The sequence below is a fragment of the Paramicrobacterium chengjingii genome, from assembly GCF_011751765.2.
In the GTDB taxonomy this organism is placed as follows: domain Bacteria; phylum Actinomycetota; class Actinomycetes; order Actinomycetales; family Microbacteriaceae; genus Paramicrobacterium; species Paramicrobacterium chengjingii.
On sequence record NZ_CP061169.1, the window covers coordinates 2,905,500 to 2,931,766 of the forward strand.

At 63.2% G+C, this 26,267-nt stretch carries 18 protein-coding genes; 6 read left to right on the forward strand and 12 right to left on the reverse strand.

Features of this window, described 5'->3' with window-relative positions:
* Position 1: 1 nt before the first annotated feature.
* Together HCR76_RS14100 and HCR76_RS14105 are read right to left on the reverse strand one after the other, a co-directional pair.
* Entirely contained in the window at positions 2 to 1,093 is a 1,092-nt protein-coding gene (locus HCR76_RS14100) for a VanZ family protein (RefSeq protein WP_166993279.1), read from the reverse strand.
* Positions 1,086 to 1,730, reverse strand: a complete 645-nt coding sequence (locus tag HCR76_RS14105) for a nucleoside/nucleotide kinase family protein (RefSeq protein WP_166993282.1) — start codon at positions 1,728 to 1,730, stop codon at positions 1,086 to 1,088. The genes HCR76_RS14100 and HCR76_RS14105 overlap by 8 nt, the downstream gene beginning before the upstream one ends.
* Before the next feature lie 56 nt (positions 1,731 to 1,786).
* Between HCR76_RS14105 and HCR76_RS14110 the strand changes: the two genes are divergently transcribed.
* Positions 1,787 to 2,548, forward strand: a complete 762-nt coding sequence (locus HCR76_RS14110) for an SDR family NAD(P)-dependent oxidoreductase (RefSeq protein WP_166993285.1) — start codon at positions 1,787 to 1,789, stop codon at positions 2,546 to 2,548.
* A 100-nt stretch (positions 2,549 to 2,648) separates the two neighbouring features.
* Positions 2,649 to 2,978 (forward strand): nuclear transport factor 2 family protein, encoded by a 330-nt coding sequence (locus HCR76_RS14115; protein ID WP_166993288.1) that lies wholly within the window; start codon positions 2,649 to 2,651, stop codon positions 2,976 to 2,978.
* Positions 2,979 to 3,051: 73 nt separating this feature from the next.
* On the opposite strand, the gene HCR76_RS14120 is transcribed toward HCR76_RS14115, so the two are convergent.
* The gene (locus HCR76_RS14120) at positions 3,052 to 5,103 is read right to left on the reverse strand and encodes an oxidoreductase (protein ID WP_166993291.1); all 2,052 of its coding nucleotides are present in this window, start codon (positions 5,101 to 5,103) and stop codon (positions 3,052 to 3,054) included.
* A gap of 33 nt (positions 5,104 to 5,136) precedes the next feature.
* Here HCR76_RS14120 and HCR76_RS14125 point away from each other — a divergent pair, with 33 nt between their 5' ends.
* Both HCR76_RS14125 and HCR76_RS14130 read left to right on the forward strand, forming a co-directional pair.
* A complete protein-coding gene (locus HCR76_RS14125) occupies positions 5,137 to 5,682 on the forward strand; it encodes a GNAT family N-acetyltransferase (protein WP_244971404.1) in 546 nt (181 codons plus the stop codon).
* Positions 5,683 to 5,736: 54 nt separating this feature from the next.
* Positions 5,737 to 6,354 (forward strand): hypothetical protein, encoded by a 618-nt coding sequence (locus tag HCR76_RS14130; RefSeq protein ID WP_166993295.1) that lies wholly within the window; start codon positions 5,737 to 5,739, stop codon positions 6,352 to 6,354.
* On the opposite strand, the gene HCR76_RS14135 is transcribed toward HCR76_RS14130, so the two are convergent.
* The gene (locus tag HCR76_RS14135; RefSeq protein WP_166993298.1) at positions 6,344 to 8,029 is read right to left on the reverse strand and encodes a glycoside hydrolase family 13 protein; all 1,686 of its coding nucleotides are present in this window, start codon (positions 8,027 to 8,029) and stop codon (positions 6,344 to 6,346) included. The genes HCR76_RS14130 and HCR76_RS14135 overlap by 11 nt on opposite strands.
* A 114-nt stretch (positions 8,030 to 8,143) precedes the next feature.
* Here HCR76_RS14135 and HCR76_RS14140 point away from each other — a divergent pair, with 114 nt between their 5' ends.
* Both HCR76_RS14140 and HCR76_RS14145 read left to right on the forward strand, forming a co-directional pair.
* A complete protein-coding gene (locus HCR76_RS14140; protein WP_166993300.1) occupies positions 8,144 to 8,446 on the forward strand; it encodes a 4a-hydroxytetrahydrobiopterin dehydratase in 303 nt (100 codons plus the stop codon).
* Positions 8,443 to 8,820, forward strand: a complete 378-nt coding sequence (locus HCR76_RS14145) for an META domain-containing protein (protein ID WP_235934605.1) — start codon at positions 8,443 to 8,445, stop codon at positions 8,818 to 8,820. The genes HCR76_RS14140 and HCR76_RS14145 overlap by 4 nt, the downstream gene beginning before the upstream one ends.
* 11 nt (positions 8,821 to 8,831) lie before the next feature.
* Here HCR76_RS14145 and HCR76_RS14150 read toward each other — a convergent pair whose 3' ends face one another.
* From HCR76_RS14150 to HCR76_RS14185, 8 genes are all read right to left on the reverse strand, one after another.
* Positions 8,832 to 12,398, reverse strand: a complete 3,567-nt coding sequence (locus tag HCR76_RS14150) for a TM0106 family RecB-like putative nuclease (RefSeq protein WP_244971405.1) — start codon at positions 12,396 to 12,398, stop codon at positions 8,832 to 8,834.
* A 149-nt stretch (positions 12,399 to 12,547) separates the two neighbouring features.
* A complete protein-coding gene (locus tag HCR76_RS14155; RefSeq protein ID WP_166993303.1) occupies positions 12,548 to 13,270 on the reverse strand; it encodes a hypothetical protein in 723 nt (240 codons plus the stop codon).
* A 12-nt stretch (positions 13,271 to 13,282) separates the two neighbouring features.
* Complete coding sequence (locus tag HCR76_RS14160; protein ID WP_166993306.1) at positions 13,283 to 14,164, reverse strand: ABC transporter ATP-binding protein; 882 nt, start codon at positions 14,162 to 14,164, stop codon at positions 13,283 to 13,285.
* Positions 14,161 to 14,520: a GntR family transcriptional regulator gene (locus HCR76_RS14165; protein ID WP_166993309.1), complete on the reverse strand. Its 360-nt coding sequence runs from the start codon at positions 14,518 to 14,520 to the stop codon at positions 14,161 to 14,163. Before HCR76_RS14165 ends, HCR76_RS14160 begins: the two co-directional genes overlap by 4 nt.
* A gap of 251 nt (positions 14,521 to 14,771) precedes the next feature.
* The gene (locus HCR76_RS14170) at positions 14,772 to 20,510 is read right to left on the reverse strand and encodes a hypothetical protein (protein ID WP_198248066.1); all 5,739 of its coding nucleotides are present in this window, start codon (positions 20,508 to 20,510) and stop codon (positions 14,772 to 14,774) included.
* A 221-nt stretch (positions 20,511 to 20,731) separates the two neighbouring features.
* Positions 20,732 to 21,937: a hypothetical protein gene (locus HCR76_RS14175; RefSeq protein ID WP_166993316.1), complete on the reverse strand. Its 1,206-nt coding sequence runs from the start codon at positions 21,935 to 21,937 to the stop codon at positions 20,732 to 20,734.
* A gap of 94 nt (positions 21,938 to 22,031) precedes the next feature.
* A complete protein-coding gene (locus HCR76_RS14180) occupies positions 22,032 to 24,980 on the reverse strand; it encodes an AAA family ATPase (RefSeq protein ID WP_166993319.1) in 2,949 nt (982 codons plus the stop codon).
* The gene (locus HCR76_RS14185; protein ID WP_166993322.1) at positions 24,977 to 26,134 is read right to left on the reverse strand and encodes an exonuclease SbcCD subunit D; all 1,158 of its coding nucleotides are present in this window, start codon (positions 26,132 to 26,134) and stop codon (positions 24,977 to 24,979) included. Before HCR76_RS14185 ends, HCR76_RS14180 begins: the two co-directional genes overlap by 4 nt.
* Positions 26,135 to 26,267: the final 133 nt, after the last annotated feature.

A 26,267-nucleotide genomic window follows, 5' to 3' on the forward strand; every position in this document is an offset into this window, starting at 1 on the left:
GTCAGCGTGCGCCCGCGCGGCGATCCGACGCCGCGTGTCCGTGGAGCGGCTCAGCGCGGGCGTCAACAACATCCATCGTGGCTGCTGCATGCGCAAGGCCACGGTGCCCTCGTGTTGTGAACGCCATGATGAACGAGACGACGACAAGCAGACCCAGAAGGAGACTGCCCAACCCGGCCTCCCATGTAACGAGCAGCATGTACCCGCCGATGCCGAGCACGAAGCGCAGCGGCCGGGCGATGGCAGCGGGCGTGACACGATGCACGGCTCGGATCAGCACGATCCGCTCGCCGAGCGTCACCCCACCGATCAGCACCGAGAGCAGTTGAACCGTGAACGGCAGCACGAAGGCTGCGGTATCGAACACCGCCGGGGGAATCCCGAGTTGCGGACGACCATCAAGAAGCGCAATCACGAGGCTGATCGCGACGACGATCCAGCTGGCGATCCAGAACAGCGCCACATCGCAGAGCATGCCGAGCAGACGACGCATCGCGGTGATGGGGCGCGGCGCACCAGCATCCGGATTCTGCCGTGATCGTCTCCACAACAGCATCCCGATGATAGAACCGATCAGGGCGCCCGCCGTGTTCGCGATGAGGTCGTCAACGTCGAACACGCGGTACGCGCACGAGTAGAGCCCCCAGATGCCCGTCACCTGCGTCACCTCGATCAGCATCGATACGACGAAACCCGAGACGGTGGCGACCACGATGCCCCGCCCGCCGAGACGGCGGAGAAACCAGCCGAGCGGCATGAACAGCACAACGTTGAGCGCCACCTGCACCGCAGCGGGGTTCTGCACCAGCGCGCCGACGCTGCCAACACCGAAGCGCGCAACGTCGTTCACAAACATGAACGGCACCGTCTGGAGCGGCACACACGTGACGTCGCGGCCTTCCGGGAACGGCAGCAGCGTGTATGCCCAGAGCGCCATCGCATAGATGAGCGCCGCGAACCACAGGATGCTGCGCCAGAACGTCATCTCACCACGCCGACGATAGCTCAGGGCAACAAACGGAACGAAAGCGACGACTGCGAACGCACACCCTGCGAAGACGGCGACGAGGGCAGGGGTCAGAGCACTACTCACCCATCGATCGTACCGGCGACACGTTACCGAGTCTGATCACGCGATCTGCCCGGGCCGCGCTTTGCTCGATGAGCCGTGCGTTGGCGTCGTCGACAGTCGCAACCCAGTCACGAGCGGCATCCGGGGTCTTGCCGAAGGCGATGTGCCGAGCGATGAGGCGTTCGCGGCGCAGCGTCTCATCTTCGCGAACGAACCAGATCTCGTCGAGCCCCGCGCGCGCATCACGCCAGCCGTCGAGCAGCAGATAGTTGCCCTCGGTCACGACGACGTCGATGTTTGGTTCTATGGCGAGCGCCGCAGCGATCGGCTGCTCGATGTCGCGCTCAAAGCCCGGCGCGTACACCGTGTGCGGCGGGCGACTCGCCAGGGCAACGAGCAGCCGCGCGTAACCATACCTGTCGAAGGTCTCGGGCGCGCCCTTACGATCACGGATGCCGAGCGCATCAAGCGTCACGTCGGCGAGATGAAAGCCATCCATCGGCACGTGTGCAGCGTCGGCTCCCAGTTCGGCGACGAGCGCTCGCGCGAATGTCGTCTTGCCCGCACCGGGAGCACCGGCCACACCGAGCATGATCCGATTGCGCGCGGTGCGGATGCTGCGCGCCGCCGCCGCGAGATCGGAAAGTGCTTCTGCCACCCTTTGAGTGTGGCAGAGTCGACAACGGAAGACCTGAAGTGATGTCAGGAGGTTGTATGAGATCCATTCTCGTCACCGGATCATCTGGTGGAATCGGTGCCGCTGTGGCACAACGGTTTGCCGAGGTCGGCGATCGCGTTGCGATTCACTACTCCAGCAACCGCGAGGGCGCCGAGGCCACGCGACGCGCCCTGCCTGGGGCGGGACATGGGCTCGTGTCCGGAGACATCGGTGCTCCGGACGGCGCGAAGCAGATCGTGGACGACACGATCGACCAGCTCGGCGCTGTCGATGTGCTTGTCAGCAACGCGGGCGTGGCCCCCACAGCGCACAACAGGCACGTGATCGGCGAGACGTCATATGCGGAATGGACGGCAGCGTTCCGTCACATGATCGATGTCAATCTGCTCGGAGCCGCAAACGTCGCCTGGGCTGTCGCATCGCACCTCATCAACCGAGGCTCTCCTGGTGCGATCGTCAACATTGGCTCGCGCGGTGCGTTCCGTGGTGAGCCAGAGCATCCGGCGTATGCGGCGAGCAAGGCGGGACTTCACGCACTGGGACAGTCGCTCGCCGTGTCGCTTGCACCGCACAGCATCTCGGTCACGTCTGTTGCTCCGGGCTTTGTCGCCACACCGCGGCAGCTCTCGAAACTGGACGGACCCAACGGCGATGCCCTGCGTGCACAAAGCCCTTTTGGCAGAGTCGGCACGGCAGACGAGATCGCCGCCGCGGTCTTCTGGCTGGCGTCGCCGGAAGCGGCGTGGTGTTCCGGCACCATCGTCGATGCAAACGGCGCTTCTCACCTGCGCAGCTGACGCGCAATCATGCGTCCACCAAATCGGTTTTAGGAAATACTGACGCCGATGCCAGTGATTGATCTGGCACCATGGCACCGACACAGCAGGAGCACTCACCATGACTGAACACGATGTTCCCCACGCGATCCGCGAGTTCATCGACGCAACAAATGCCGGCGATACCGAGCGTTTCGTCGCGGCCTTCACCGACGACGCCTACCTCAATGATTGGGGGCGGGAGTTTCACGGCCATCGCGGCGTACGCAGCTGGGACTCGACAGACAACATCGGGAAGCAGGCACACTTCGAGATCCTCTCCGTCGAGGCAGACGAGGCTGCCGGATCCTTCAACCTCACCGTGCAGGTCACCGGCAATGGATTCAACGGAATCGGTCCGCTCAATTTCATTGTGCGAGACGGTCGAATCGCCAGCCTGCGGATCAGCTGATGGAACTCCCGATGAACCCGTGACAGACGACTTCATCGACGGGCTGATCTTGAATCTCCTCGACGGAGTGGCTTCAAGCTGAACGCACGTCTCCGAGCGCGAACGCCACCTCGAAGCCGTCGAAGATCGCCGCGTCGATCGACCGTGGTGCGCGTGCGTCGCCCACCACCGTCACAGGAACATCCACGCCGGCAGTGTCGAACTGCACCTGTTCGCGCGGCGTCACGAGAACAACAGTGCGCGCTTCGACGTCGCGCTCGCCGCCAGAGGGCAGCTCGCGGATCGTCGCACGGGCGGCATCCGGTTCGAAAAGGGTGGGCGTCGCTGACACATCGATCGCGAACGCACCGTCGCCAGGCAACTCCCCCGGTGTGCCCGGCACACGAAACAGCCGTCGATGCAGATGGTCGCGATCCTGGCTGCCGCGAATGAACGGAAAAGCCGTGTCGAACCGGGTCACGAGACGCACGTCGTCTGCCGCTGCCGCAATGGCGAGCGCCACACCCGATGCATACGGCGTGCCATCATGATCGACGACAAGCACAGGACTCTTCAGGAGCTCCGGATGCTCAATGGCTTCCCACGCGTTCACAACGCCAGGCTGGCCGGCGAGAATCGCGAGCGACGCTGATGCAGCATTCGTCACCGTGGACCCGCGTTCGGCGGGCAGCGACCCGGTGGCAACGATGACGTGGTCAAAGGGGTCGGATGCTGCGGCGAGTACAGCCGCATCGACGCGAGTTTCGAGACGCACATCCACGTCGGCAGCATCGCGCGTGAGGTCATCGACAAGGAGCCGGATGCTGTCACGCCCCGGCACGCGAGCGGCGAGGTTGAGCTGCCCTCCGAGTTGCGCACTCGCCTCGAACAATGTCACGCGATGCCCGTTGCGGCTCAGCTCAACGGCCGCTTTTAAGTCGGCCGGACCGCCGCCGACAACGCCCACGTGCATCGCTTCCGCGACAGCATCCGGTACCGCTCGTGCCGCCTCGCGCCCGACCGTCGGGTTGACAGTGCATCCCATAGGCAACCCCGCGCCTGTGCGCGCGAGACACCCTTGATTGAGGCGGATGCAGTGCGTCACCGGCGCGCCCGTGCGCAGTTTCGTCGCGAGATCGGGGTCGGCGATCTGCCCGCGCGTGAGGGCGACCAAGTCTGCGAGTCCGTCGACAATCACCGCGCGAGCATCATCGACGGTCGCTGCGGCTCCGACGCCGAACACCGGAATATCGGCATTGTGCTGCTTCACCGCGGCGACATCGTCGCGCAGCCAGGCCGCGGGCATCGCCGACGAGGGAAAGACATAGTGCACCTGGTGGTACTCACCACCCGCGAGGTTGATGTAGTCAATACGAACGTTCTTGCGCAGGTGGTCAATGATCGCCAGGCAGTCGTCGCGCGACAGTCCGGCGTCATCGAACTCGTTAGCGACGATGCGAACCCCTACGACAGCCTCGTCGCCCACCCGCTCGCGCACACCGCGCAGCACCTCAAGCGGAAACCGCGTTCTCTCGAGCATCCCACCGCCGTACTTGTCGGTGCGCTGGTTGTAGAGAGGTGACAGGAACTGGTGCAGAAGGTACCCGTGCGCCATGTGCACCTCAACACCGTCGAAGCCACCGCGCAGAGCGTTCTCAGCCGTGACCACCCAGCCTTCCGCGAACGCGGCCAAGTCGTCGACAGTCGCTTCGACGGTCGCCGCACCGGTCGACGGCGACAGCATCCTGCTCGCACTAAACACTGGTCGCGGGCCGTCGGGACCATCGGGCGACGCCTGGGCGCCGTGATGGTTGAGCTGCGCGAAAATCTTGGCACCGCGCGCGTGAACAGCATCCGTCAGCCGTCTGTCTGCCTCAACGATGTCGGTTCGCCAACCATCGACGAATCCTCGGATCGCACTTGACGGGTGCACGAACCGATTTCCCGCGATGAACAGCGCCGTTCCGCCCTCGGCTCGGCGGGCGAAGTAGTCAATCTCCTGCTGTGACTCTCGGCCGCCCACCGCATACAGTTTGGAGTGCGCCGCCTGCATAAGCCTGTTGCGCATGGTCACACTGCCAATGCGCAAGGGTGTGAAAAGCGGGTCGGATGCTGCTGCGCCGCGCTGCCCGTCAACGGTGCTCATGTTCCTCACTTTACGTAAAGTACGGAGGTTCAGGTGGGCCCCGATGCCGACGGCGATAAGCTCATCACTGTGAGCGCTCCTGAATACTCGATACGACGAACCGTCGAGTCAGACTGGCGCGAGGTTCGTGATCTGCGCCTGGAAATGCTTCGCGATACGCCAATAGGTTACGGGGAGACGCTCGACAATGCTCACGGCAAGGGCGAAGCCGAGTGGAGAGTGCGGGCAAAGCGAGGCACGGCCGAGCATGGCATCGCGCTCGTCGCGATCGACAGTTCCGGTCGCTGGGTGGGAACCATGGGGGGCTTTGTTCCAGAGCACGAAACGACGCCGATTCTTGTCGGCGTGTATGTCGCGCCCCGCTGCCGGGGTCGCCAAGCGGGAGTCACAGACGCGTTGCTGGATTCCATCGAGGAGTGGGCGCGCACCGAAAGCAACCTCCTGATGCTTCACGTGCACGAAGACAACGCACGGGCGCGCAACGCATACGAACGCCGAGGCTTCGTTCAGACCGGTCACATCGAGCCGTACTCCCTTGATGTCAGCAAGAACGAACTCGAGATGATCAAACGGCTCTGACCCGGCTGTGGAAAACTCTCGCGAGTGTCGGCGGGGACCGTTTCAATGGATCTCATGTACACAAACGATCAAGACGTCGATGATGACTATGACGAGTACGAAGAAGAAGAAGACTGGTGGGAGCGCGCCGGCGTCAACGAGCGACGGAGGCAGCAGAGCGCCGCAGTGCGCTGGGCGCGACACCGGTGGCCGACCTACGCGAAGGCTACAGGCGCTCCCCAGAATGTTGCGGAGGACAGCGTCGACTACGCCCTCCATTACCTCGACCTGCACGGGTTGATTCACCTCGCACGCTTCGTCGACGAGTTCCGAACCGGCGGCTGCGCAGACGATCTGACGCCACTCGACATCGTCGGTGAACGCCCGCTTCTCAGTGAGAATGAGATCGCGAGGCTCTGCACGCACTACGGCAGGCAGAGAACCGACGGCGACGACGAGCCAGTGCACGACGGGTGGGAACTCACCTGGGACCGTACGAACCACGTCGCGCAGGTTCTCGCCAGAGAGCTCGGCGAAAGGCAGCTCCTTGCAGAGCTCTACGCACAGCGGGGCGTGACACCCACGCTGTCAACTGACGAGCTGGAGCGCACCCTGGCCGAGATCGCAGCCGACGGTCGCGTCTCGTTCGAATGGTTCGCGTCGTTCTTGAGAGGCTACGGCGTCAGTTCCTGAGCCAGACCGTCGTCTCGCCGGGCAGCGTCCCATCGTCGAGAAGGCCACTCGACACAAGAACCTCGCCAGCAGGCAGCGGAATCGCCTCTGGGCCGAAGTTGGTGACGACCTCCCAGCCGTTCGCACGACGGAAGTGCAGCACGCTGCGAGCATCCGACCCCTGCCATTCAAGCGACTCGGCAGTCTGCAGCTCGGCGCGCAGTGCGAGAGCACGACGGTACAGGTTGAGAGTCGAAGAAGGGTCGCCGCTTTCGGCTTCAACGGAGAGTGAACCGAACCACTCTGGCTGCGGTAGATGCGCACGGGCGGGACCGAACCCGAAAGACGGCCCGTCGACCGTCCACGGCAACGGCACGCGGCATCCGTCACGCCCTGGATCGACTCCGGGGTTGTGAAAGTAGGCCGGGTCTTGGTGCTGATCCGCAGGAATGTCGGCGACCTCACCCAGACCGAGCTCCTCACCCTGATAGAGATAGGCAGACCCGGGCAGCCCGAGCATGAACAAGGATGCTGCGCGCGCACGCCGCAACCCGGTGGCGATGTCGAGTTCCGGCTCCGTTCCGCCAGAGAGCAGCCACTCGGAACCCTGCTTGACATCGCGTCCGCCCCGCGCCGGCAGGCCGTAACGCGTGGCGTGGCGAACAACATCGTGGTTCGAGAACACCCACGTTGTCGACGAGCCGGCGATCTGAGCTTCGGCGAGGTTCGTGCTCACGATCTCGAGAAATTGGCCAGCATCGAAGTCTGCTTCAAGCAGGTCGAAGTTGAACGCCTGGCCGAGCTCATTCGGGCTCGCATAGCGGGCGCGGCGCTCCGCCGAGTCCACCCATGCCTCAGCAACGGCGGTGCGTGGCGGATCGTACTCGTCCAGCACCTGGCGCCATTCGGCGTAGATATCGTGCACCTCGTTGCGGTCCCAGATCGGGTGCTTCCCATCGGTTGTGGGAGTGGCATCGAGCTCAGCCTGCGTCGGCAGCACGTCGGGAAGCTCCTTTGCGCAGCCGTGCGCGACGTCGACACGAAATCCATCGACACCACGGTCGCTCCAGAAGCGCAACGTCTTCAGGAAGTCCTCGTGCACCTCCGGGTTCTTCCAGTTGAAGTCGGGCTGCTCTTTCGCGAAGAGATGCAGGTACCACTGGCCGTCCTCTACCCGCGACCACGCGGGCCCTCCGAACATCGAGATCCAATCGGAAGGCGGGATCTCGCCGTTCTCACCGAGACCGTCACGGAAGATATATCGTTCACGCTCCGGCGACCCCTTGCCTGCGGCGAGCGCCTGCTGAAACCACACGTGTCGGTCGGAGCTATGGTTGGGCACGATGTCGGCGATGAGCTTGATATTCGCCTCGTGCAACGTCGCGATCATCTCGTCAAAGTCGTCGAGCGTGCCGATCTTGGGGTCGACGTCACGGTAATCATCGACATCGTAGCCGCCGTCGGCGAGAGCAGACGGATAGAAAGGGCTCAGCCAGACGGCGTTGACGCCGAGCTGCTTGAGGTAGGGCACGCGGCTCGTGATGCCCGTCAGATCGCCGATGCCGTCGCCATTGGCGTCAGAGAAGCTGCGGGGGTAGATCTGGTAGACGGTGGCCTGGCGCCACCACGTCGCACCGGCATCCGCGTCATTGTCGCGAGTGTCGGGGTTCGGGCTGCTGTCGAGCACATCGGTCATTGTTCGAGGGGCCTTTCTACGCAACGTGAGAGGGAGTGATCTCACCCTAGAGCAGATCGCACAACGTTCCCTCACCCCCTGTTGCTCGCGCACTCCCGGACGTAGCCTGAGTGCATGGTCAATCGAATGAGTGCTGAAGAATTTGCCGAGGCATCCGGGGTGGCCGATTGGGAGGCCGACGAGACAAGCGCCGTCGCAACGTTTGCGACAGGCACGTTCTCTGACGGCGTCTCGTTCGTCGACGAGATCGGTGCGCTTGCGGACGCTGCCGAGCATCACCCCGACGTGGAGCTCACATATCCGGCCGTCACCGTCACCCTCACGACACACGAAGTCGATGGGCTCTCAGAGCGCGACGTGGAACTCGCACGTCAGATCTCGCAGGTTGCTCATGACAGCGGCATCCACGCTTCGTGATCGCAGTTCGGTCGGGCGCTCGCCCCGTGACACGGATGCTGGGGGTCGCCGCGGTGCTTGCACTCTGTCTGACCGCGTGTTCGTCCGGCGAAGAGTCCTTCCCCGGCACATGGGGGAGCGACGACTCCGGACAACCGAACCTCACAATCGACGATGACAGCTCATACAGCGGCTCAGACGGCTGCAATCGCGTCAACGGACAGGGAACAATCTCGGGCGACACGTTCCGCTTCGGCTCGATGATCGGCACCTTGATGGCCTGCGAGGGCGTCGACGACTGGCTGCGCCGGGCCGATACAGCCAAGGTCATCGACGGTGACCTCGTCGTCTACGACGACGAGGGCAAGAAGATCGGCACGCTCGACGGCGACTGACGAGTCGCCAACTAGCGACCGTCGACGAGCCGGATGAACGCACTCAGCTGCGCCAGTTCATCCGGCGTGTGCGGAAGATAGTCACTGAGCGACGGCGAGTACACGAGATGCGCAGCCCATTGCGCGCGTGAGATCGAGACGTTGAGGCGGTTTTTCATGAGCAGAAAGCCCATGCCCCGCGGCACCTCGGTGGGGTCGGATGCCGCGAGACTCACGATTGCGATCACGGCTTCCTGCCCCTGAAACTTGTCGACGGTCCCCACTCGAACAGCCGAGTGACCTGCCCTGTCGAGCGCTTCGCGAACGACCCCGACTTGCGCGTTGTACGGCGAGACGACGATGATGTCGCGCTCCGTCAACGGATCGCACTCGCGCCCGTCATCGGGGTCCGTCCAGCTCTCCCCGAGGTATTCACGAACGATCTCGACGACACGTGCCGCCTCTTCAGGCGACGATGTCGCGTTTCCCACGTGATTAATGGCATCGATGTGCAGGCCCGGCGACCGATTCTGCAAGTGCCGCTTTCCCGCGCACGCGTGTGAGCTCAGTTCACCCTCGTATGAGAGCTCAGAGACAACGCTCGTCACTTCCTGACGCATGCGACGGCTCTCGGCGAGAAAGTAGCCCAGCTCGTCAGGCAGCACGTCATGCCCGGCGCTCACCCAGCCGAGCGCCGACTCGTCGACGGGTTCGGGATGCGTGCCCTGGCTCACCTGTGGAAGCTGCTGCGGATCACCGAGCAGAACGAGGTTGCGGGCTGCGACGCTCGCCGCGATCGTCGAACCGAGCGAGTATTGCCCTGCTTCGTCGACGACCAGCAGATCAAGTTCGCGCCGCCCGACGTACGCGGGGTTGCTGAAGGTCCACGCCGTGCCCCCGATGACATAGCCGCTCTCTGCGTGGTCGAGGCCGAACGTCAGGTACTGCTTTCTGTCGATCGCTGTGAAGGCGTGACCGTCGCTCGCCTCACCCTGCTTGAGAGCTTTTGCCACGAGCTCCGCGTCGAGCCCTGCGCTCGTCACCACACGGTCGAGCACGTTCTCGACAACAGCGTGCGACTGCGAGACCACGCCGACCTTCCACCGATGGCGTCGCACGAGCTCGGCGATGAGGTGCGAAGCGAGGTACGTCTTGCCCGTTCCGGGAGGCCCTTGAACGGCGAGGTACGAGCCGTCGAGATCGAGCACTGCCTCCGTCACGTCGGCGAGGTTGTCTCCCGTTCGCGGCAGCGCGTTTGTGTGGGTGCGAGGAGGAACTCTGCGCAGCAGATCGAGAACAGGCTCCGCCGGCAGTGCCGCCGAGATCTCGCCCAGGTCGGAAGACGCTGACAGGCCGGCGCTATCGAACGCATCGATGATGTTCTGCCCCCACCACGCGATGGCACCGACCTGCGTTCCCGGCCTTGGTGGGCTCTCGGGTGTGAGAGCAACGGGCATGGTGTCGTAGCGATCGATGTCTCTGCCGAGAGTCTCTTCGAGAAGCATCCGGCCGTCGTCGAACACCTCGAGAACGGTCACGGCCCGTGCAACCCGCGCCCCCGGATCGCCTCGATCGTCGAACCACGGCCCCGGATGCTCGTAGAGCGCGTACGGCTTGGCGCCGGCCTTCACCGTGCTTCCTGGTGCCCACGAACCGCGCACGACAATGTGTCGGCGGTCGCTGCGCTGCGTGCCTTCGCGGTGCCACTCGCGATCGAGCGTCGCCCGATCGATGACGAAGCAGTCGCGAGTGTCGGCCCAGTCGTCGAGGGGCTCGACGAGTCGGGAGAAGTGCGCCCACCAGAAACTCTTCTGCTCGCGCCGGTGGTAGTCGATGGCCGCCGCGGCGATGGCGAGAGCGCGCTGGTCTGCCGTGCGCTTGGGGTCGAGAGCATCGCCCCCGAATTCCCGGAGCTCCTCGTGCAGTGGAGACGGCTCAATGTCGAGCGGGTCACGTTCCGCTGCCGCGAACGGCCGCACGCCGGCGTCGGTGGCGAAGCCCTGCAGCCAGTCGCGCAGGCGCAGAGTGGACAGGCAATCGTATTCGTTGTAATCGGCGATGGAGTCGAGCATCCGCTGCGCTTCAGCGGCGGCATCCGGATTTCCTGCGTCGCCCGCGACACGCAGCTCTCTGAGCTCGGCGTACTCGGTGATTGAATCACCCGCGTTTGTGACGTCGCCCTCACGGTGTTCGTCGCCCATATAGAGCGGCTCCAGCTTCTTGATGGAGTACGAACGCGAACCGACGCGCACGCTGTGCCGCACGATCGGGTACAGGTCGACGAGCACGTGCGCGCGCAGCAATTCATCGACATACGCCTCCCCCACTCCGTGCCGAGCCGCGAGCGACAGCAGGTGCGTTCGCTCGTACGATGCGTAATGGTAAATGTGCATTTTCGGATGCTGCTCGCGCCGACGTCGCACGTATTCGAGAAAGTCCCGCAGCGCCTCACGCTCCTCGGCAAAACTGTGCGCCCAGAACGCCCGGAACGTGCCGTCGGGTTCGATGAGTCCGAACAGGTAATCGAGGCCCCACTCGGCTGTGCCGTCTGCACGAGCTTCGCTGTAGAGCGGATCGCCCTCAAAGTCGAAGAAGATGTCGCCGGGGTCCGGTTCGGGTATGGCTGCGAGTGCCTCGGGAGCAAAAACGCGAACGGCCGGGGCATTGGGCTCTGCCGCCTCTGCATCTGCCGTGTTGGCAGGTAACTCGCTCTCGAGTTGCAGCCTCGCCTGCTCTCGCAGATTCGCGAACGTTGCCTCCGTCATGTCGGAGACCGGGCCAGATGCTGCGGCGAGCGCGTCGATCGTTGCGATTCCGGCTGCGATAAGCCGCGTCCGTTGCCGCGTGCTGAGTCCGCCAACGAGAAGCACGTCACGGTGCAGTTGCACGGCTTCTTCGCATAAATGGCAGCGGCCGCACGCCGTATATCGCTCGTCACCCCAGGCCAGTGGCTCTGCCGCCGCGAGTCTCTCAGAGATGATGTCGTGCAGTCTCACCACGCGTCGCCGATACACCGGAGTGATATCGGCGAGACGATGCTCACTGTGAGTACCGTCGCCCAAGATGAGCCGGGCGACGGGGCTTACGGCGATGTCGAGCGCGGCGATCTTCTCGCCGTAGGCCGCGAGCTGCAGCAGCGCCGTGATCTTAGGCGACCGCGCAAGCTTTGTGTCTTGCACTTCGTAGCTGCCGTCGGGTTGGCGGACAATGAAGTCGGCGAACCCGAGAAAAGCGCCGTCCCAGAATGTCGCCTGAAATACGACGTCAGAGCCCGCCGTGAAGGCGCGAAGCGTCGCGTCAGCGGCATCCTGAAGGTGCTCGGTCGCCATCGACTCCGGCCGGGCAATCTCGACGACGCCGTCACCAAAATCGTCTCGATACTGCTGAAGCACCCGTGCCTCGTGCTCATCGCCCAGCGCTGACGTTCGACGGTTCATGGCATCGCGTTCTTCAACGATGGGAGCAATGCGTCCAAGCTTCCCGTCGAGCTTCCGCAAGAACGCCCACTCGCAGGTCGACGCTTGTGTCAGGTCGCTCGCGCTCGTCACCACGTGGGGCGTGCCGTGGGCAGCATCCGTCGGTTCAGAGCGCAGAAACACGAAAACCTCCTCAAATCGCACGACTGTGCGCCGTGCATCATCAGGTTAGAGGCAGGCACCGACATCAGAGAAGCGAGAACGTTTACGACGGCAGCTGGCCCGGCGCGCGTGCGCACACCGGGCCGGGCTGTCGCGACGGCGACCGCCCCTCAGCGCGCCTGTGCCCTGCGTACCAGGATCGCCCACGCCGCGGCGCCGATGACTCCAATCGCGAGAACTACGCCCATCCAAGGGAGCCATCCCATTGTGAGTAGAGAGAAGAGCCACTCGGCGAACGCTGTGTTGAGAATGGCGCCCATGACGACGCACAGGCCACCGACCATGAACAGGGCAAGAACAACCCAGAGCGAGAACTGACCCCAGCGATTGACCATGGTCGTCGCAGCAGCACCGATGAACATGAACGCCGAAATGACCAGAAATGTCTGGATCAGCGTCTGCCATGCGGGTCCGATGCCCGTGTAGAACACATCGAAGAATCGGATGTGGAGGCCCCAGCCGGTGGTCGCCTGTTCAATCGTCTTGCCGATTGTCACGACGATCGTGAAGATGGCGGCGAGCCCGAGAAAGACCAGGGCGGTACCGCGTGCGAATTCACTTCGGGTCAGCCCGAGACCGGTCGCGAGCGGGAAATACTGGGCCATCGCCGCGATCCCGAATCCCATGAGTGGTCCGAGCAACGCGAAGATGGCGCCGTTCCAGCGCATTCCTTCGTACATGTCGTTGAGGTCTGATGCACTGCTGGTCACGCTGTTCGCAATGATCCCGACAATGATGATGACGACGAACGAGAAGCCCATGATCATGAGCGGCTGACCGATGATGGTGAATCGGTTGGCGGTGTGCAGGTTCACAACTGGTCGAATTCGCATGATTCCTGACTTTCACGCAGTGACGGTGGAACGCTGGGCGTCCGTGGTCAGATGGACAATGAGGTTTTGGAGCGAGACGGAAGACACTGACAGATCTGCGCGCTGGGCAGCATCCTGATCTCCTTCGTTCGCGATGAGCGTGGCGGACGCCAGCCCGCCCATGCGCTCCTGCGCGATGATTTCGCGGTTTGCGATGAAGGCGTCGACGTCGTCGGCGCGGCCCGAGATCTGAATGGCGTGTCCGCGGAGCTCCTCGGTGTCGCTGTCCAGTAGCACACGACCCTCGTCGAGGACGACGACGTGCTCAAGCAGGTTGGCCGCTTCATCGATGTGGTGGGTCGACAGCACGACGGTGCGCGGATACTCGGCGAAGTCCGAAAGCAGACGGTCATAAAAGATCTGGCGTGCGACAGCATCCAGTCCCAGGTATGGCTCATCGAAGAACGTCAGCGGCGCACGCGAGGCGAGACCGATGATGATGCCGATCGCACTGAGCTGACCGCGCGAGAGCTTCTTGATGAGCCGCTTAGTCGGCAGGCGGAAATCGTCGACAAGACGCTCGGAAAATGTCTCATCCCAGTTGGGATAGACGGATGCTGCGACGGCGAGCACGTCTCGCGCCCGGAAGGTATCGGGATACTTCTGACTCTCTTGTATGAAGCAGGTCTGCGCCAAGATCTTTGCATTCTCAACTGGATTCTCGCCGAAGACCGTCATCGTGCCTTTCGTGGCGAAGATCTGCCCGGTGAGCAGTTGCATCAGCGTGGTCTTTCCCGCGCCGTTGCGGCCGAGAAGCCCGTAGATGCGGCCGGGCTCGAGGTCAATGGTGACGCCGTCGACCGCTCGGACGTCTTTGTACGTCTTGGCGAGATCACGCGTGGATATCGCGGTCATGATTGTGCCTCTTTCGTGATCAGAGCGACTAAGTCTTCAGTGCTGATGCCGAGCTTCGCGGCCTCATGTATGAGAGGGGCGACGTACTCTGCGGCGAATGATGTCTGCCGTGATTCCTTGAGCTGGCGCGTGGCGCCGGTTGCGACGAACATGCCGATCCCCCTCCTCTTATAGAGGATTCCGGAGTCCACAAGGCGGTTGAGTCCTTTGCCGGCCGTGGCCGGGTTGATGCGCAGGAATGCAGCTAACTCGTTCGTCGAGGGCACAGCCGTTTCTTCCGGGTATGTGCCGTCGAGGATGTCGTTCTCGATCTGCTCTGCGATCTGAACGAACAACGGGCGACTGTCATCAAGCATCCTGTGCGACTCCTCGTTGGTTCATTACTCAACTAATGAACCATAGAACCTTACTCATGTCAAGACGATCGCAGAAATTCGTTGGAGTCGGCGGTCACGGCAAGCCACAAGCATCGAAGCACCCGTGAAGTCGCTGTCAGTTACGCACGACGAAGACCACTGCGCCCAAGCAGCGGCGCAGCACCAACCTGCTCTCCAGGCAGGCAAACGGGCGGTCGCCAGAATTGGCAACCGCCCGTCGGCCAGGGGTCCTAGCGTCGCTTGAGCGACCGCTTGCGACCCACCAACTTCACCCCCACTCCGAGCAACAGCATCAAAGCTGCAATTCCGAGAATCGCGGCCCCGCTGTCGGGACCAGTCACAGGGAGCTCATCCCCTACGGCACCGTTTCTCCAGGCTTCCGAGCTGTCGGAGGAAGCATCGCCGCCCGCGTTCTGCGAACTAGCCTGCTCATCTCCCGTTGCCCCTGCCTCAGAGTCGTCGGTACCGTTCTCGTTATCGCCCGACTCTCCGGTGTTCGAGTCATTGTCACCAGAGCTTTCAGAATCTGAGTCATCAGAGCCTGACCCGTCGGAACCTGAGTCATCAGACCCAGATCCGTCAGAACCCGAATCATCGGACCCAGATCCGTCGTTGGACGAGGAATCGTCCGTGGTGCTGTCTCCAATGATGGAGATCGGCGAGTCTCCTACCGTCACCGGGATGTCGATAACCGGGGCGATAATCGTGCCGTCGAGGATGCCGTCGTCGGCACTGTTGTTGTCAGATTCGCCGTTTCCAGCGTCACCGTCACCAGCACCGTTCTCACCTGTGTCGCTGTCGTCAGCGTCGCCGTTACCCGTGCCACTGTCACCGGAATCACCGTCGCCAGAGTCACTGTCTCCAGCGTCACCGTCGTCAGCAGCACCGTCTCCAGCGTCGCCGTCACCAGCAACACCATCATCAGAACCTGACGAGGTCGAATCACCAATCACTGAGATCGGCGAATCAACCACCGTCACCGGAATCGAAACAACAGGGCCAGCAATCGGCCCAGTTGTCGAACTGTCACCAGTTCCGTTATCACCGGCATCATTGTCGCCAGCGTCACCGTTTCCTGTGTCACTGTCGTCGGCATCACCGTTACCAGCATCACTGTCACCAGTGTCACCGCCACCAGTGTCACCGCCACCAGGCAGCCCAGGAAGGTTGCCGTCAACGATGTCGCTCGGCAGACCCGGAAGGCCACCGTCGAGAACACCGTCAACGACGCCAGGGACAACGTCACCGATAACGCCCGAAGGCAGGTCAGTCACGTCACCCGGCAGGCCCGGAAGACCACCGTCGATAACTCCAGGAATCAAGTCACCCAGCGAACCATCAACGATTCCACCAGGCAGACCCGGCAACCCCGGAAGGTTGCCACCAACGATGCCATCGACAAGCTCTCCAGGCAACGCCGGAAGACCACCATCGAGAACACCGTCAACGACACCCGGAGCAACGTCACCAATAACGCCCGAAGGCACATCGATCACATCGCCCGGCAGACCAGGCAGACCTGGAAGGTTGCCACCAACGACGCCATCGACAAGCTCTCCAGGCACCGCCGGAAGACCACCGTCAAGGACGCCATCAACAACACCCGGAACAACATCACCAACGATGCCCGAAGGCACATCGATCACATCGCCCGGCAAACCAGGCAGACCCGGAAGGTTGCCACCATCGATCACTCCAGGAATCAGATCCCCCAGCGAACCATCAACGATTCCACCGGGCAGGCCACCGTCGAGAACACCGTCAACGACGCCAGGGACAACGTCACCGATAACGCCCGAAGGCAGGTCAGTCACGTCACCCGGCAGGCCCGGAAGACCACCGTCGATAACTCCAGGAATCAAGTCACCCAGCGAACCATCAACGATTCCACCAGGCAGACCCGGCAACCCCGGAAGGTTGCCACCAACGATGCCATCGACAAGCTCTCCAGGCAACGCCGGAAGACCACCATCGAGAACACCGTCAACGACACCCGGAGCAACGTCACCAATAACGCCCGAAGGCACATCGATCACATCGCCCGGCAGACCAGGCAGACCTGGAAGGTTGCCACCAACGACGCCATCGACAAGCTCTCCAGGCACCGCCGGAAGACCACCGTCAAGGACGCCATCAACAACACCCGGAACAACATCACCAACGATGCCCGAAGGCACATCGATCACATCGCCCGGCAAACCAGGCAGACCCGGAAGGTTGCCACCATCGATCACTCCAGGAATCAGATCCCCCAGCGAACCATCAACGATTCCACCGGGCAGGCCACCGTCGAGAACACCGTCAACGACGCCAGGGACGACGTCACCGATAACGCCTGAAGGCAGGTCAGTCACGTCACCCGGAAGCCCTGGAAGGCCACCGTCGATAACTCCAGGAATCAAGTCACCCAGCGAACCATCAACGATTCCACCAGGCAGACCCGGCAACCCCGGAAGGTTGCCACCAACGATGCCATCGACAAGCTCTCCAGGCAGCGCCGGAAGGCCACCGTCGAGAACACCGTCAACGACGCCAGGGACAACGTCACCGATAACGCCCGAAGGCACATCGATCACATCGCCCTGCAAACCAGGTAGCCCCGGAAGACCACCATCAACGATGCCGTCAACGATGTCGCTCGGCAGACCCGGAGGGCCACCGTCGAGAACACCGTCAACGACGCCAGGGACAACGTCACCGATTACGCCTGAAGGCAGGTCAGTCACGTCACCCGGAAGCCCCGAAAGACCACCATCGAGAACACCAGGAATCAAGTCACCCAGCGAACCATCAACGATTCCACCAGGCAGACCAGGCAGGCCCGGAAGGTTGCCATCGATGATGCCATCGACAACGTCACCCGGCAGACCCGGAAGACCACCGTCGAAGACGCCATCGACAACACCCGGAACAACGTCACCAACGATGCCCGAAGGCAGGTCAATCACGTCACCAGGCAGGCCCGGAAGGCCACCGTCGATCACTCCAGGAATCAAGTCACCCAGCGAACCATCAAAGATTCCACCCGGCAGACCAGGCAGGCCCGGAAGGTTGCCGTCAACGATGCCATCGACAAGCTCTCCAGGCAGCGCCGGAAGACCACCGTCAAGGACGCCATCAACAACACCCGGAACAACATCACCAACGATGCCCGAAGGCAGGTCAATCACGTCACCAGGCAGGCCCGGAAGACCACCGTCGATAACTCCAGGAAACAGGTCACCCAGCGAACCATCAACGATTCCACCGGGCAGACCCGGAAGGCCTGGAAGGTTGCCGTCAAGGACGCCGTCAACGACACCCGGAACAATGTCACCAACGATGCCCGAAGGCAGGTCAGTCACGTCACCTGGCAGGCCCGAAAGGCCACCGTCGATAACTCCAGGAAACAGGTCACCCAGCGAACCATCAAAGATTCCACCAGGCAGACCAGGCAGCTCCGGAAAACCGCCGTCAAGGACGCCATCAACAACACCCGGAACAATGTCACCAACGATGCCCGAAGGCAGGTCAATCACGTCACCCGGAAGCCCCGAAAGACCACCATCGAGAACACCAGGAAACAGATCCCCAAGCGAACCATCAAAGATTCCACCAGGCAGACCCGGAAGGTTGCCACCAACGATGCCGTCAACAACGTCACCCGGCAGACCCGGAAGACCACCGTCGAAGACGCCATCAACAACACCCGGCAAACCCGGAAGCCCCGGAAGGCCACCATCGAGAACACCAGGAATCAAGTCGCCCAGCGAACCATCAACGATTCCACCGGGCAGACCCGGCAACCCCGGAAGGTTGCCGTCGACAATGCCATCAACGACACCCGGAACAACATCACCAACGATGCCCGAAGGCAGGTCAATCACGTCACCCGGAAGCCCCGAAAGACCACCATCGAGAACACCAGGAAACAGATCCCCAAGCGAACCATCAAAGATTCCACCAGGCAGACCCGGAAGGTTGCCACCAACGATGCCGTCAACAACGTCACCCGGCAAACCCGGCAGGCCACCGTCGAAGACGCCATCAACAACACCCGGAACAACGCCACTAACGATGCCCGAAGGCAGGTCAATCACGTCACCCGGCAGACCCGGCAAACCAGGCAGGCCACCGTCGATAACTCCAGGAATCAAGTCACCCAGCGAACCATCAACGAGTCCACCAGGCAGACCCGGCAACCCCGGAAGGTTGCCACCAACGATGCCGTCAACGACGTCACCCGGCAGACCCGGAACGTTGCCGTCGACAATGCCATCAACGACACCCGGAACAATGTCACCAACGATGCCCGAAGGCAGGTCAATCACATCACCCGGAAGCCCCGAAAGACCACCATCGAGAACACCAGGAAACAGGTCACCCAGCGAACCATCAACGATTCCACCCGGCAGACCCGGAAGGCCCGGAAGGTTGCCGTCGACAATGCCATCAACAACACCCGGAAGAACATCACCAACGATGCCCGAAGGCAGGTCAATCACATCACCCGGAAGCCCCGAAAGACCACCATCGACAACTCCAGGAAACAGGTCACCCAGCGAACCATCAACGATTCCACCCGGCAGACCCGGAAGGCCCGGAAGGTTGCCGTCGACAATGCCATCAACAACACCCGGAAGAACATCACCAACGATGCCCGAAGGCAGGTCAATCACATCACCCGGAAGCCCCGAAAGACCACCATCGACAACTCCAGGAATCAGATCCCCAAGCGAACCATCAAAGACTCCACCAGGCAGACCCGGCAACCCCGGAAGGTTACCATCGACAACACCCGGGACAACGCCACCGATAACACCCGAAGGCACATCGATCACATCACTCGGGAGCCCCGGCAGAATCCCGCCGAGAACGCCATCAACAGCATCCGGAAGCAGACCGTCGAGATCCACTACAGGCGGGTGAATGTCCTCGCCCGGGAACGTCGGAACGTATCCCGGAACAATGTCTCCCACGAGCCCGTCAACGACATCACCCGGCACTACGCCACCGACGACCCCGTCAACGACACCGGGAATGATGCCAGCGACGTCATCGGAAGGCACCTCAGTGTGATCCCAGCCAACGGATACCGATCCGGAAACCGCACCGGATGTCGCATCAGCTCCTATGGAGACTCCAAGACCACCCAGCGAGACCGGGAGGCTGATTCCGCTAGACACCGCTGTGTCGACGGCAGTACCGCCATCGCCAGGGAGAATTCCCCCGACGACGCCCGTACCGATGTTTACATCAACATTTGTCCCGGACTGTGACGTGTCCCCACCAATCGACACCGAAATGCCGTCGTCGGTGAGGGGCAAATTCACAACGACACCAGCCGTCGATCCGTCATTCGAGCCACTCCCTGGAGGAGTGTCCGAATCGTCTGTGGGCGGCCATGCATCTCCGTTGGGCGGAACCTCACCGGCATCAGCGGGCGGATCAGTGCCTTCAGTCGGCGGAGCAGACCCATCCGTGGGTGGCCACTCGTCACCAACCGGTGGGACTACCCCATCAGTCGGCGACAAGATCTCACCAAGCGGCGGGAGCACGTCACCTACCGGTGCCAGCACCTCGTCAAGAGGCGGAACCACACCGCCTGTGGGAGGAACAGCATCGTCAGCCGGCGGTGTTTCGTCGTCTACCGGAGGAGTTTCGTCCTCGGCGGGCGGCGCGTCGCCATCTGCCGGTGGCGTTGAGTCTTCCGCCGGCGGCGTTGAATCCTCCGTCGGAGGAGTCGTGTCTTCCGCAGGCGGGGTTTCCTCCGCAGGCGGCGTTGAGTCCTCCGCTGGAGGCTCTGTGTCCCCCGCAGGCGGCGTCGTGTCTTCCGCAGGCGGAGTTTCCTCCGCAGGCGGTGTTGAGTCCTCTGCAGGCGGCGTTGTGTCATCAGCAGGCGGCGTCGAGTCGTCTGCCGGAGGTTGAGACCCGCCACCGGTTGCTGACGACACAACGTCGTCGACAGCATCCGTCGCGGTGTCTGTCACGTCCGTGACGATGTTCGTGACGCAGCCACAGGCCGTGTCATCGTCATCGGGCGGAGACTCTGCGGCATTCGCCGCAGTCGCGCCGAAGAATATTATTCCTCCGGCAAGCAAGGTGCCATAGAGACACCTTGTCAAGGTACGTTTCATTTCTCTCTCCTGATCGAAATCGGACCCATCGCGCAGATGGGTTGCGCATCGCCGCAATGGCGACTGCGCGCCCGTCAATCAGGAGAGCAGGTGAGAGTGAGGGTCAGAGATTCTGGAATGTCGTCGTCATCGACGAGACCCGAAAGGATGCTGTCGCCCGCCACGACCGCGCCGCTGGAGAGCTGGTCAGCTACCGGGCCCGTCGCGCCAGCGGAGCCGCTCGCCGTTGCGAGGCTTCCGCTCGTGAGCGTTCCGCGGGACGGAGAGGTCGGTGTGGGCTGCTCCGCGTCGCTAGACAAGTGTACGGCACTCGTGCTTGAGGGCGCCGGGTGAAAATCATTGACCGACACACGCGAGGTATCGGCCGTCGTGCTGTGCACGTTCGCCTCCTCGGCAGTCACAACGGCTGTGTCGCTAGAGGCAGGAGCATTCCTCGGCGTTGCCGCCTCCACAGTCGCACTCTCCACCGGGAGGGAGGTGACGTCCGCGGCGCCGAAGGCAGCTGTCGTTACCGTCTGACCAACGGTCACGGTCACAGCGTCTGTCGTCTGAGTCGCCGTGGTCACGACGTCAGAGACTAGCGGATCGAGAACCTCAGATAGCGCACTTGTCGTCGACGTGACGATACCCGTGCCGACGGCATCGCTGAGATCGTCTCCGACCAGCGGCACGCTCGCGACGAGCGGGTCGACAACGGAATCGACAACCTTCGCGACAGGGGCCGTGACGTCATCGGTGACGGTGTCGGATACAGCAGATTCGACAGCCTCCGTGACCGAATTTGTTGGTGCCTCCGCAGCCTCTTCTGCCGGTGGCGCGTCTTCAGCAGGCGGCGTCTGCACCGAGCTGGAATCTGAGTCCTCGACCGGTGTGCTCGACGCCTCATCCGACTCGGATGGCGCAGCCGACTCGTCGGCGGGCGGAGCAGAGCCTTCAGTCGGCGGAGCAGAGTCTTCAGTCGGGGGAGCATTGTCTGCTGGAGGTGCGGGCTGCTCTGCGGGCGGTGTGACAGCATCCGTGACGCCATCAACAACGTCAACGACGTCATCAGTTGCAGCATCGACAACGTCCGAAACGGGGTCAGTCACGTCGTCGGTCACCGCGTCCGTGACCTCAGTGACGACGTCGCTGACGCTGCTGCTCGACTCGTCTTCGCTCTCATCGGCAGCCGCCGATGAAGCACCGAAGAATAACTGGGCGAAGAACCACACGAGAGCGAGGGCGCCTGCCATGACAAGCACACGGGTGATATGGAATTCACCCCATGTCGCGGATTTCACGAGCTCCACCCCCGAAGCTGGCTCTCAAAACGCCGTTACTCGACAGGATGACACGTTAATTGCTTCTTGGCCAGGAAATCTTCCTGACGATATGTCACATTTCCTGGTGAATCTCGCTCCATCCACCGTCAGCCACGGTGATGCGCAGCTTGGCCGGAATCTGCTCTTTCATGCCCTCAACGTGGCTGATCAAGCCGACCGTTCGGCCGCCGGCGCGTAGCGAATCGAGGGTCGACATCGCGACCTCAAGAGTGTCGGCGTCCAGTGATCCGAAGCCCTCATCGATGAAGAGCGTGTCGAGTGTGATGCCGCCGGCGCGGGCGGTGACTGCCTCAGCGAGACCGAGAGCCAGCGCGAGCGACGCGAGGAAAGTCTCGCCGCCCGACAGTGAATGCGTCGCACGCGCAACGCCAGTGTGCTGGTCGAAGATTGCCAGGCCAAGCCCGGACTTCACGTTACGGTACTGCACCGAATCGTCATGCTCGAGAACGTAACGACCACCCGTCATCGTCCGTAGCCGGGCGTTAGCCGCCTCGACGATACGTTCGAGCTCGGCCGCAAGCACGAAGCCCTCGAGGCGCATCTTGCGCGTATTCGGGCCGTCGCCGGCGAGGGTCCTCGCGAGGTTGCGCACGCGTTCGAACTCGGCAGCGGCGGTGGCCGACTCAGCAAGCCGCTCCTTCACCGTCGCCACCGTGCGCACCAGACTCGTCAACCGTTCGTTGAGAGCCTCGCGGATGCGCAGCGCCTCGTCTCGGGCGGCACGAGCCTTGGCAACTGCGGTCTGCGTCGCATCGATATCGGGAACCTCGGTCGGCAAGTCGGCCAGCTCAGGCTCGGCCAGGATCGACCGGACAGTCGCGCGTGCGTCATCATGAGTGCGGATGCGCTCGCGCAACCGTTCAAGGTCGACCCCTGAACGTCGCGCATTCTCGACGGCCGCCGCGTCAGCAAACTCGCGCTCAGACATGCTCTGTGCAAGCTTCTCGCTGGCTTCCGCCGCTGCCACGTCACGGTCATCTCGCGTGCGCAGCGCCGATGCGAGCATCGCAGCGGAGTCGCGCAATACCGTCACGATCGACACCACCTCGGCGATCGACGCGGCGTCCCCACGCTGAGCGTCGACGGACATCGTGATGCGCGCGATCTCCGTGCGCGCCTCGCTCTCGGTCGCAGCCTGCGCGTCTCGTTTGGCGCGCAACTGCTCACGCCGGCCGTCACCCGCGTCGCGTTCCTCGATAAGCGATGCATGCTTCTTCTCGAGTTCCGTGACGGTCGCGGCAGCGTCGGCCGCCGCACTGACACGCTGCCTCGCGAGCTCCAACTCGGCGTCGAACTGCTCGAGAGTGCGGCCACCGGAAACGGCCCGCTGCTCGGCAAGCTTCTCGTCCAGAGCGGATGCTGCGCGCGCAGCATCCGCTTTGGCCTTCTCTCGCGCCGCGAGAACCTCTCTGGCCGCGTCGACATCGGCCTCGGTTACCGGCGTGCCCGCGTGAGTTGCCGGTGACGGATGCTCGGTGGAACCGCACACCGCGCATGGCTCCCCCACGCGCAACTCCGCGGCAAGTTCAGCTGCGTGACCAGCGAGCCGTGCATCAAGCAACGACTGCAGCGCCGACGACGCTTCCGTGTTCTCACGCACACACTCAGCCTCGACTTGGCGTGCGACGTCGCGTTGACGCTCGACCTCGGTGGCGAACAATGCGGCCGCGCGTGCGCTGACCAGGCGGTCGACGTCAGCGGTCGCCGCGTCGGATCGTGACGCTTCCACTCGAGCGGCCGTGAGCTCGTCGTTTGCCGCGGTGAGCGCCCGTGGAAGCTCGGCCAGTCGCAATTCGAGGTCGGCGAGTGCTGACTCGGCCGTGGACTTCCGTTGGATGGCCTCGGCCTCAGCGGCAGCGAGTGCCTCAAGGCGCGACTCTTGGACACGTACGTCCTCGAGCAGCGCGAGGCGCCCCGAGTGCTTCTCAGCGACAGCATCCAGCTGCTCAGCCGTCAGCGTTGCGTCGCCGCCGGCAGCCGCGTGGGCATTGCCTGCCGTCGCGACGCGCGTGCGCGCAATGTCCGCGGCATCCTGCGCCGACCGCTGTGCCGTCACGTACGGCCACACCTGCTCCGCCCGCTCGGCGGCTGCCTGTTCGGACTGCACCTGGGCGATCTCGGACTCTGCCTCATTCAGCTCTGCCGCTCGCGCTCGCGCGTCAGAAAGTCGTTTCTGCCGCCGCTGCCGCTCGGTCGCCTCCGTGTGCTTCGCTTCGGCGTCATCGCGCACGGTGTCTGCCGCGGCTGCGTCAGACACCGCCGTCGCGACGCGCGTGCCGAGCTCGATCACCCGGTGCTCAAGCCAATCGACAACACCTTCCTCAGGCGGCTCGGCCTCCGCAAGGCGCGCGGCATCGCTGATCAGCTGATCGGTCTGCGCACGCGTCGCCGCCACGGTTGCCTCAAGTTCGCGACGACGTTCATCAACGATGCCCTCGTAGTCGGCGAATCGCTTCGTGCCGAAGAGGCTGCGCAGCACCGCTTCGCGATCGCGGCTGCCCGCCAGAAGGAACTGTTGGAAGCGGTTCTGCGCGAGCAGGATCACCTGCAGAAACTGCTCCTTCTTCATGCCGACGATCTCGGCGAGCTCGTGGCCGACATCGACGGGGCGCGACGCGATTCCCTGCCACTGGTCACCCGTCAGAACCTCCAGCTGCGCCGTCGACTTCTGCATCGTCGTTCCGGCGCCGCTCTTCTTGCGCCGCTCGTATTCGGGCGACCGCGTCACGCGATATCGGGTGTCACCGATCGTAAACTCGAGTTCCACTCGCGTCTCATCACTCGGGGCACAATGGTCGCTGCGCAAACGGGCTTTCGTCCCGTCGAACCGAGGAACGCTGTCATACAGCGCAAACGCTATCGCGTCGAGGATGCTCGACTTTCCGGCGCCCGTCTTGCCCGAGATCAGAAAGAGCCCGTCGTCGGTGTACGCATCGAAGTTCACGGTCTGAGTCGTGCGATACGGCCCGAATCCGGTGATGCTCAACGTATTGATTCTCATGCGCTGGTCTCCACCGACCGCACCTCGGCGACAGCTTCCCGAATGATCTCACTCTCGGCAGCGGTAGCCCCCTGACCGTTGCGCACGTAGGTGAGAAACTCGTCGATCACGTCGACATCGCTCTTACCCTGCACCCGCTGCGCGTACGTGCGCGTGCCGTGGTCGGCCACCACGGAGGGCTCGTGCACCATCGTGGCGCAGTGCGGAAACCTTCGCTGCAGCTTGCGCATCGCATCGAGTGGTCGCACCGTGTCCGTCAGCACGGCGCTGACCCAGTCGTCTTCGGCGTCGGTGTAGGCGTCGTCGGTCAGCAGTTCGTCGAGCGTGCCGGTCAGGATGCTGAGTCGCCGCGGAATCGGCAAGTCGACCCACTCCACCTCCCGGAGGCCCATCGTATCGAGCTCGACAAGCCAAACGCCGCGCGGCTTGCGTGCCTCGCTGAATGAGTAATGCAGTGGGGCACCCGAATACCGGATGCTGTCTGTCAGCGTCGCACGCCCGTGAATGTGCCCGAGCGCCGCGTAGTCGACTCCCTCGAAGACGCTCGCGGGCACAAGGTCGATGCCGCCCGACGTGATGTCGCGTTCGACGTCGCTCGCGGCATCCGCCACGCCCTGGGCGAAGCAGTGCGACACCACGACAGAGCGTCCGCCGCGTTCGGCGGCGTCAGCGTGCACACGGCGCATCGCAAACGATACGACGTCGGCCTGCGTGCGCAGTGTTTCGCCCGGGTACCTGTGCCTGATAAGCGCCGGTTCGAGGTACGGGATGCCGTAGAAATGCACAGGGCCGTCGTCGTCATTAACCGTGATGGGAACGTCGAGCGTCTCGTCGCTTGTGAACACGTGGATGCCGGCGAGTCGCGCGAACTCCGACTGGAATCCAAGCCTCGCAGCCGAGTCGTGGTTACCGCTCGTCACGACAATCACCGCACCCGTCTCTCGCAGTCGCGTCAGCGCGCGCGTGAGCAGGCGATAGGCATCGGCCGAGGGCGTCGCCGAGTCAAAGACGTCTCCCGCCACGATTACAACGTCGATCTCGCGTTCGCGCACGATCGCGGTGAGGGCCTCGAGCACGCCGTCGAGCGCGTCGAGCGTCTGGTGCCCGTGGAACGACCGGCCGATATGCCAGTCGGACGTGTGCAGAATACGCATGGTTCGACGCTACCGGCTGCCTCCGACAGCCGAGGGCCCGATGCTCGACCTGTGGACGACGCTGTGCTGCACGTCGAGGTTCACGCGACTCATTTTCAGATGTCACAGATTGCATTTCGGGGCGCCCTGAGGC

Excerpts from the sequence above, each read along its gene's own strand:
- HCR76_RS14160 (WP_166993306.1), bottom strand. The coding sequence starts at position 14,164 with ATGACCGCGATATCCACGCGTGATCTCGCCAAGACGTACAAAGACGTC.
- HCR76_RS14180 (WP_166993319.1), bottom strand. The coding sequence starts at position 24,980 with ATGAGAATCAATACGTTGAGCATCACCGGATTCGGGCCGTATCGCACG.
- HCR76_RS14165 (WP_166993309.1), bottom strand. The coding sequence starts at position 14,520 with ATGCTTGATGACAGTCGCCCGTTGTTCGTTCAGATCGCAGAGCAGATC.
- HCR76_RS14110 (WP_166993285.1), top strand. The coding sequence starts at position 1,787 with ATGAGATCCATTCTCGTCACCGGATCATCTGGTGGAATCGGTGCCGCT.
- HCR76_RS14135 (WP_166993298.1), bottom strand. The coding sequence starts at position 8,029 with ATGACCGATGTGCTCGACAGCAGCCCGAACCCCGACACTCGCGACAAT.
- HCR76_RS14155 (WP_166993303.1), bottom strand. The coding sequence starts at position 13,270 with ATGCGAATTCGACCAGTTGTGAACCTGCACACCGCCAACCGATTCACC.
- HCR76_RS14130 (WP_166993295.1), top strand. The coding sequence starts at position 5,737 with ATGTACACAAACGATCAAGACGTCGATGATGACTATGACGAGTACGAA.
- HCR76_RS14140 (WP_166993300.1), top strand. The coding sequence starts at position 8,144 with ATGGTCAATCGAATGAGTGCTGAAGAATTTGCCGAGGCATCCGGGGTG.
- HCR76_RS14120 (WP_166993291.1), bottom strand. The coding sequence starts at position 5,103 with ATGAGCACCGTTGACGGGCAGCGCGGCGCAGCAGCATCCGACCCGCTT.
- HCR76_RS14185 (WP_166993322.1), bottom strand. The coding sequence starts at position 26,134 with ATGCGTATTCTGCACACGTCCGACTGGCATATCGGCCGGTCGTTCCAC.
- HCR76_RS14115 (WP_166993288.1), top strand. The coding sequence starts at position 2,649 with ATGACTGAACACGATGTTCCCCACGCGATCCGCGAGTTCATCGACGCA.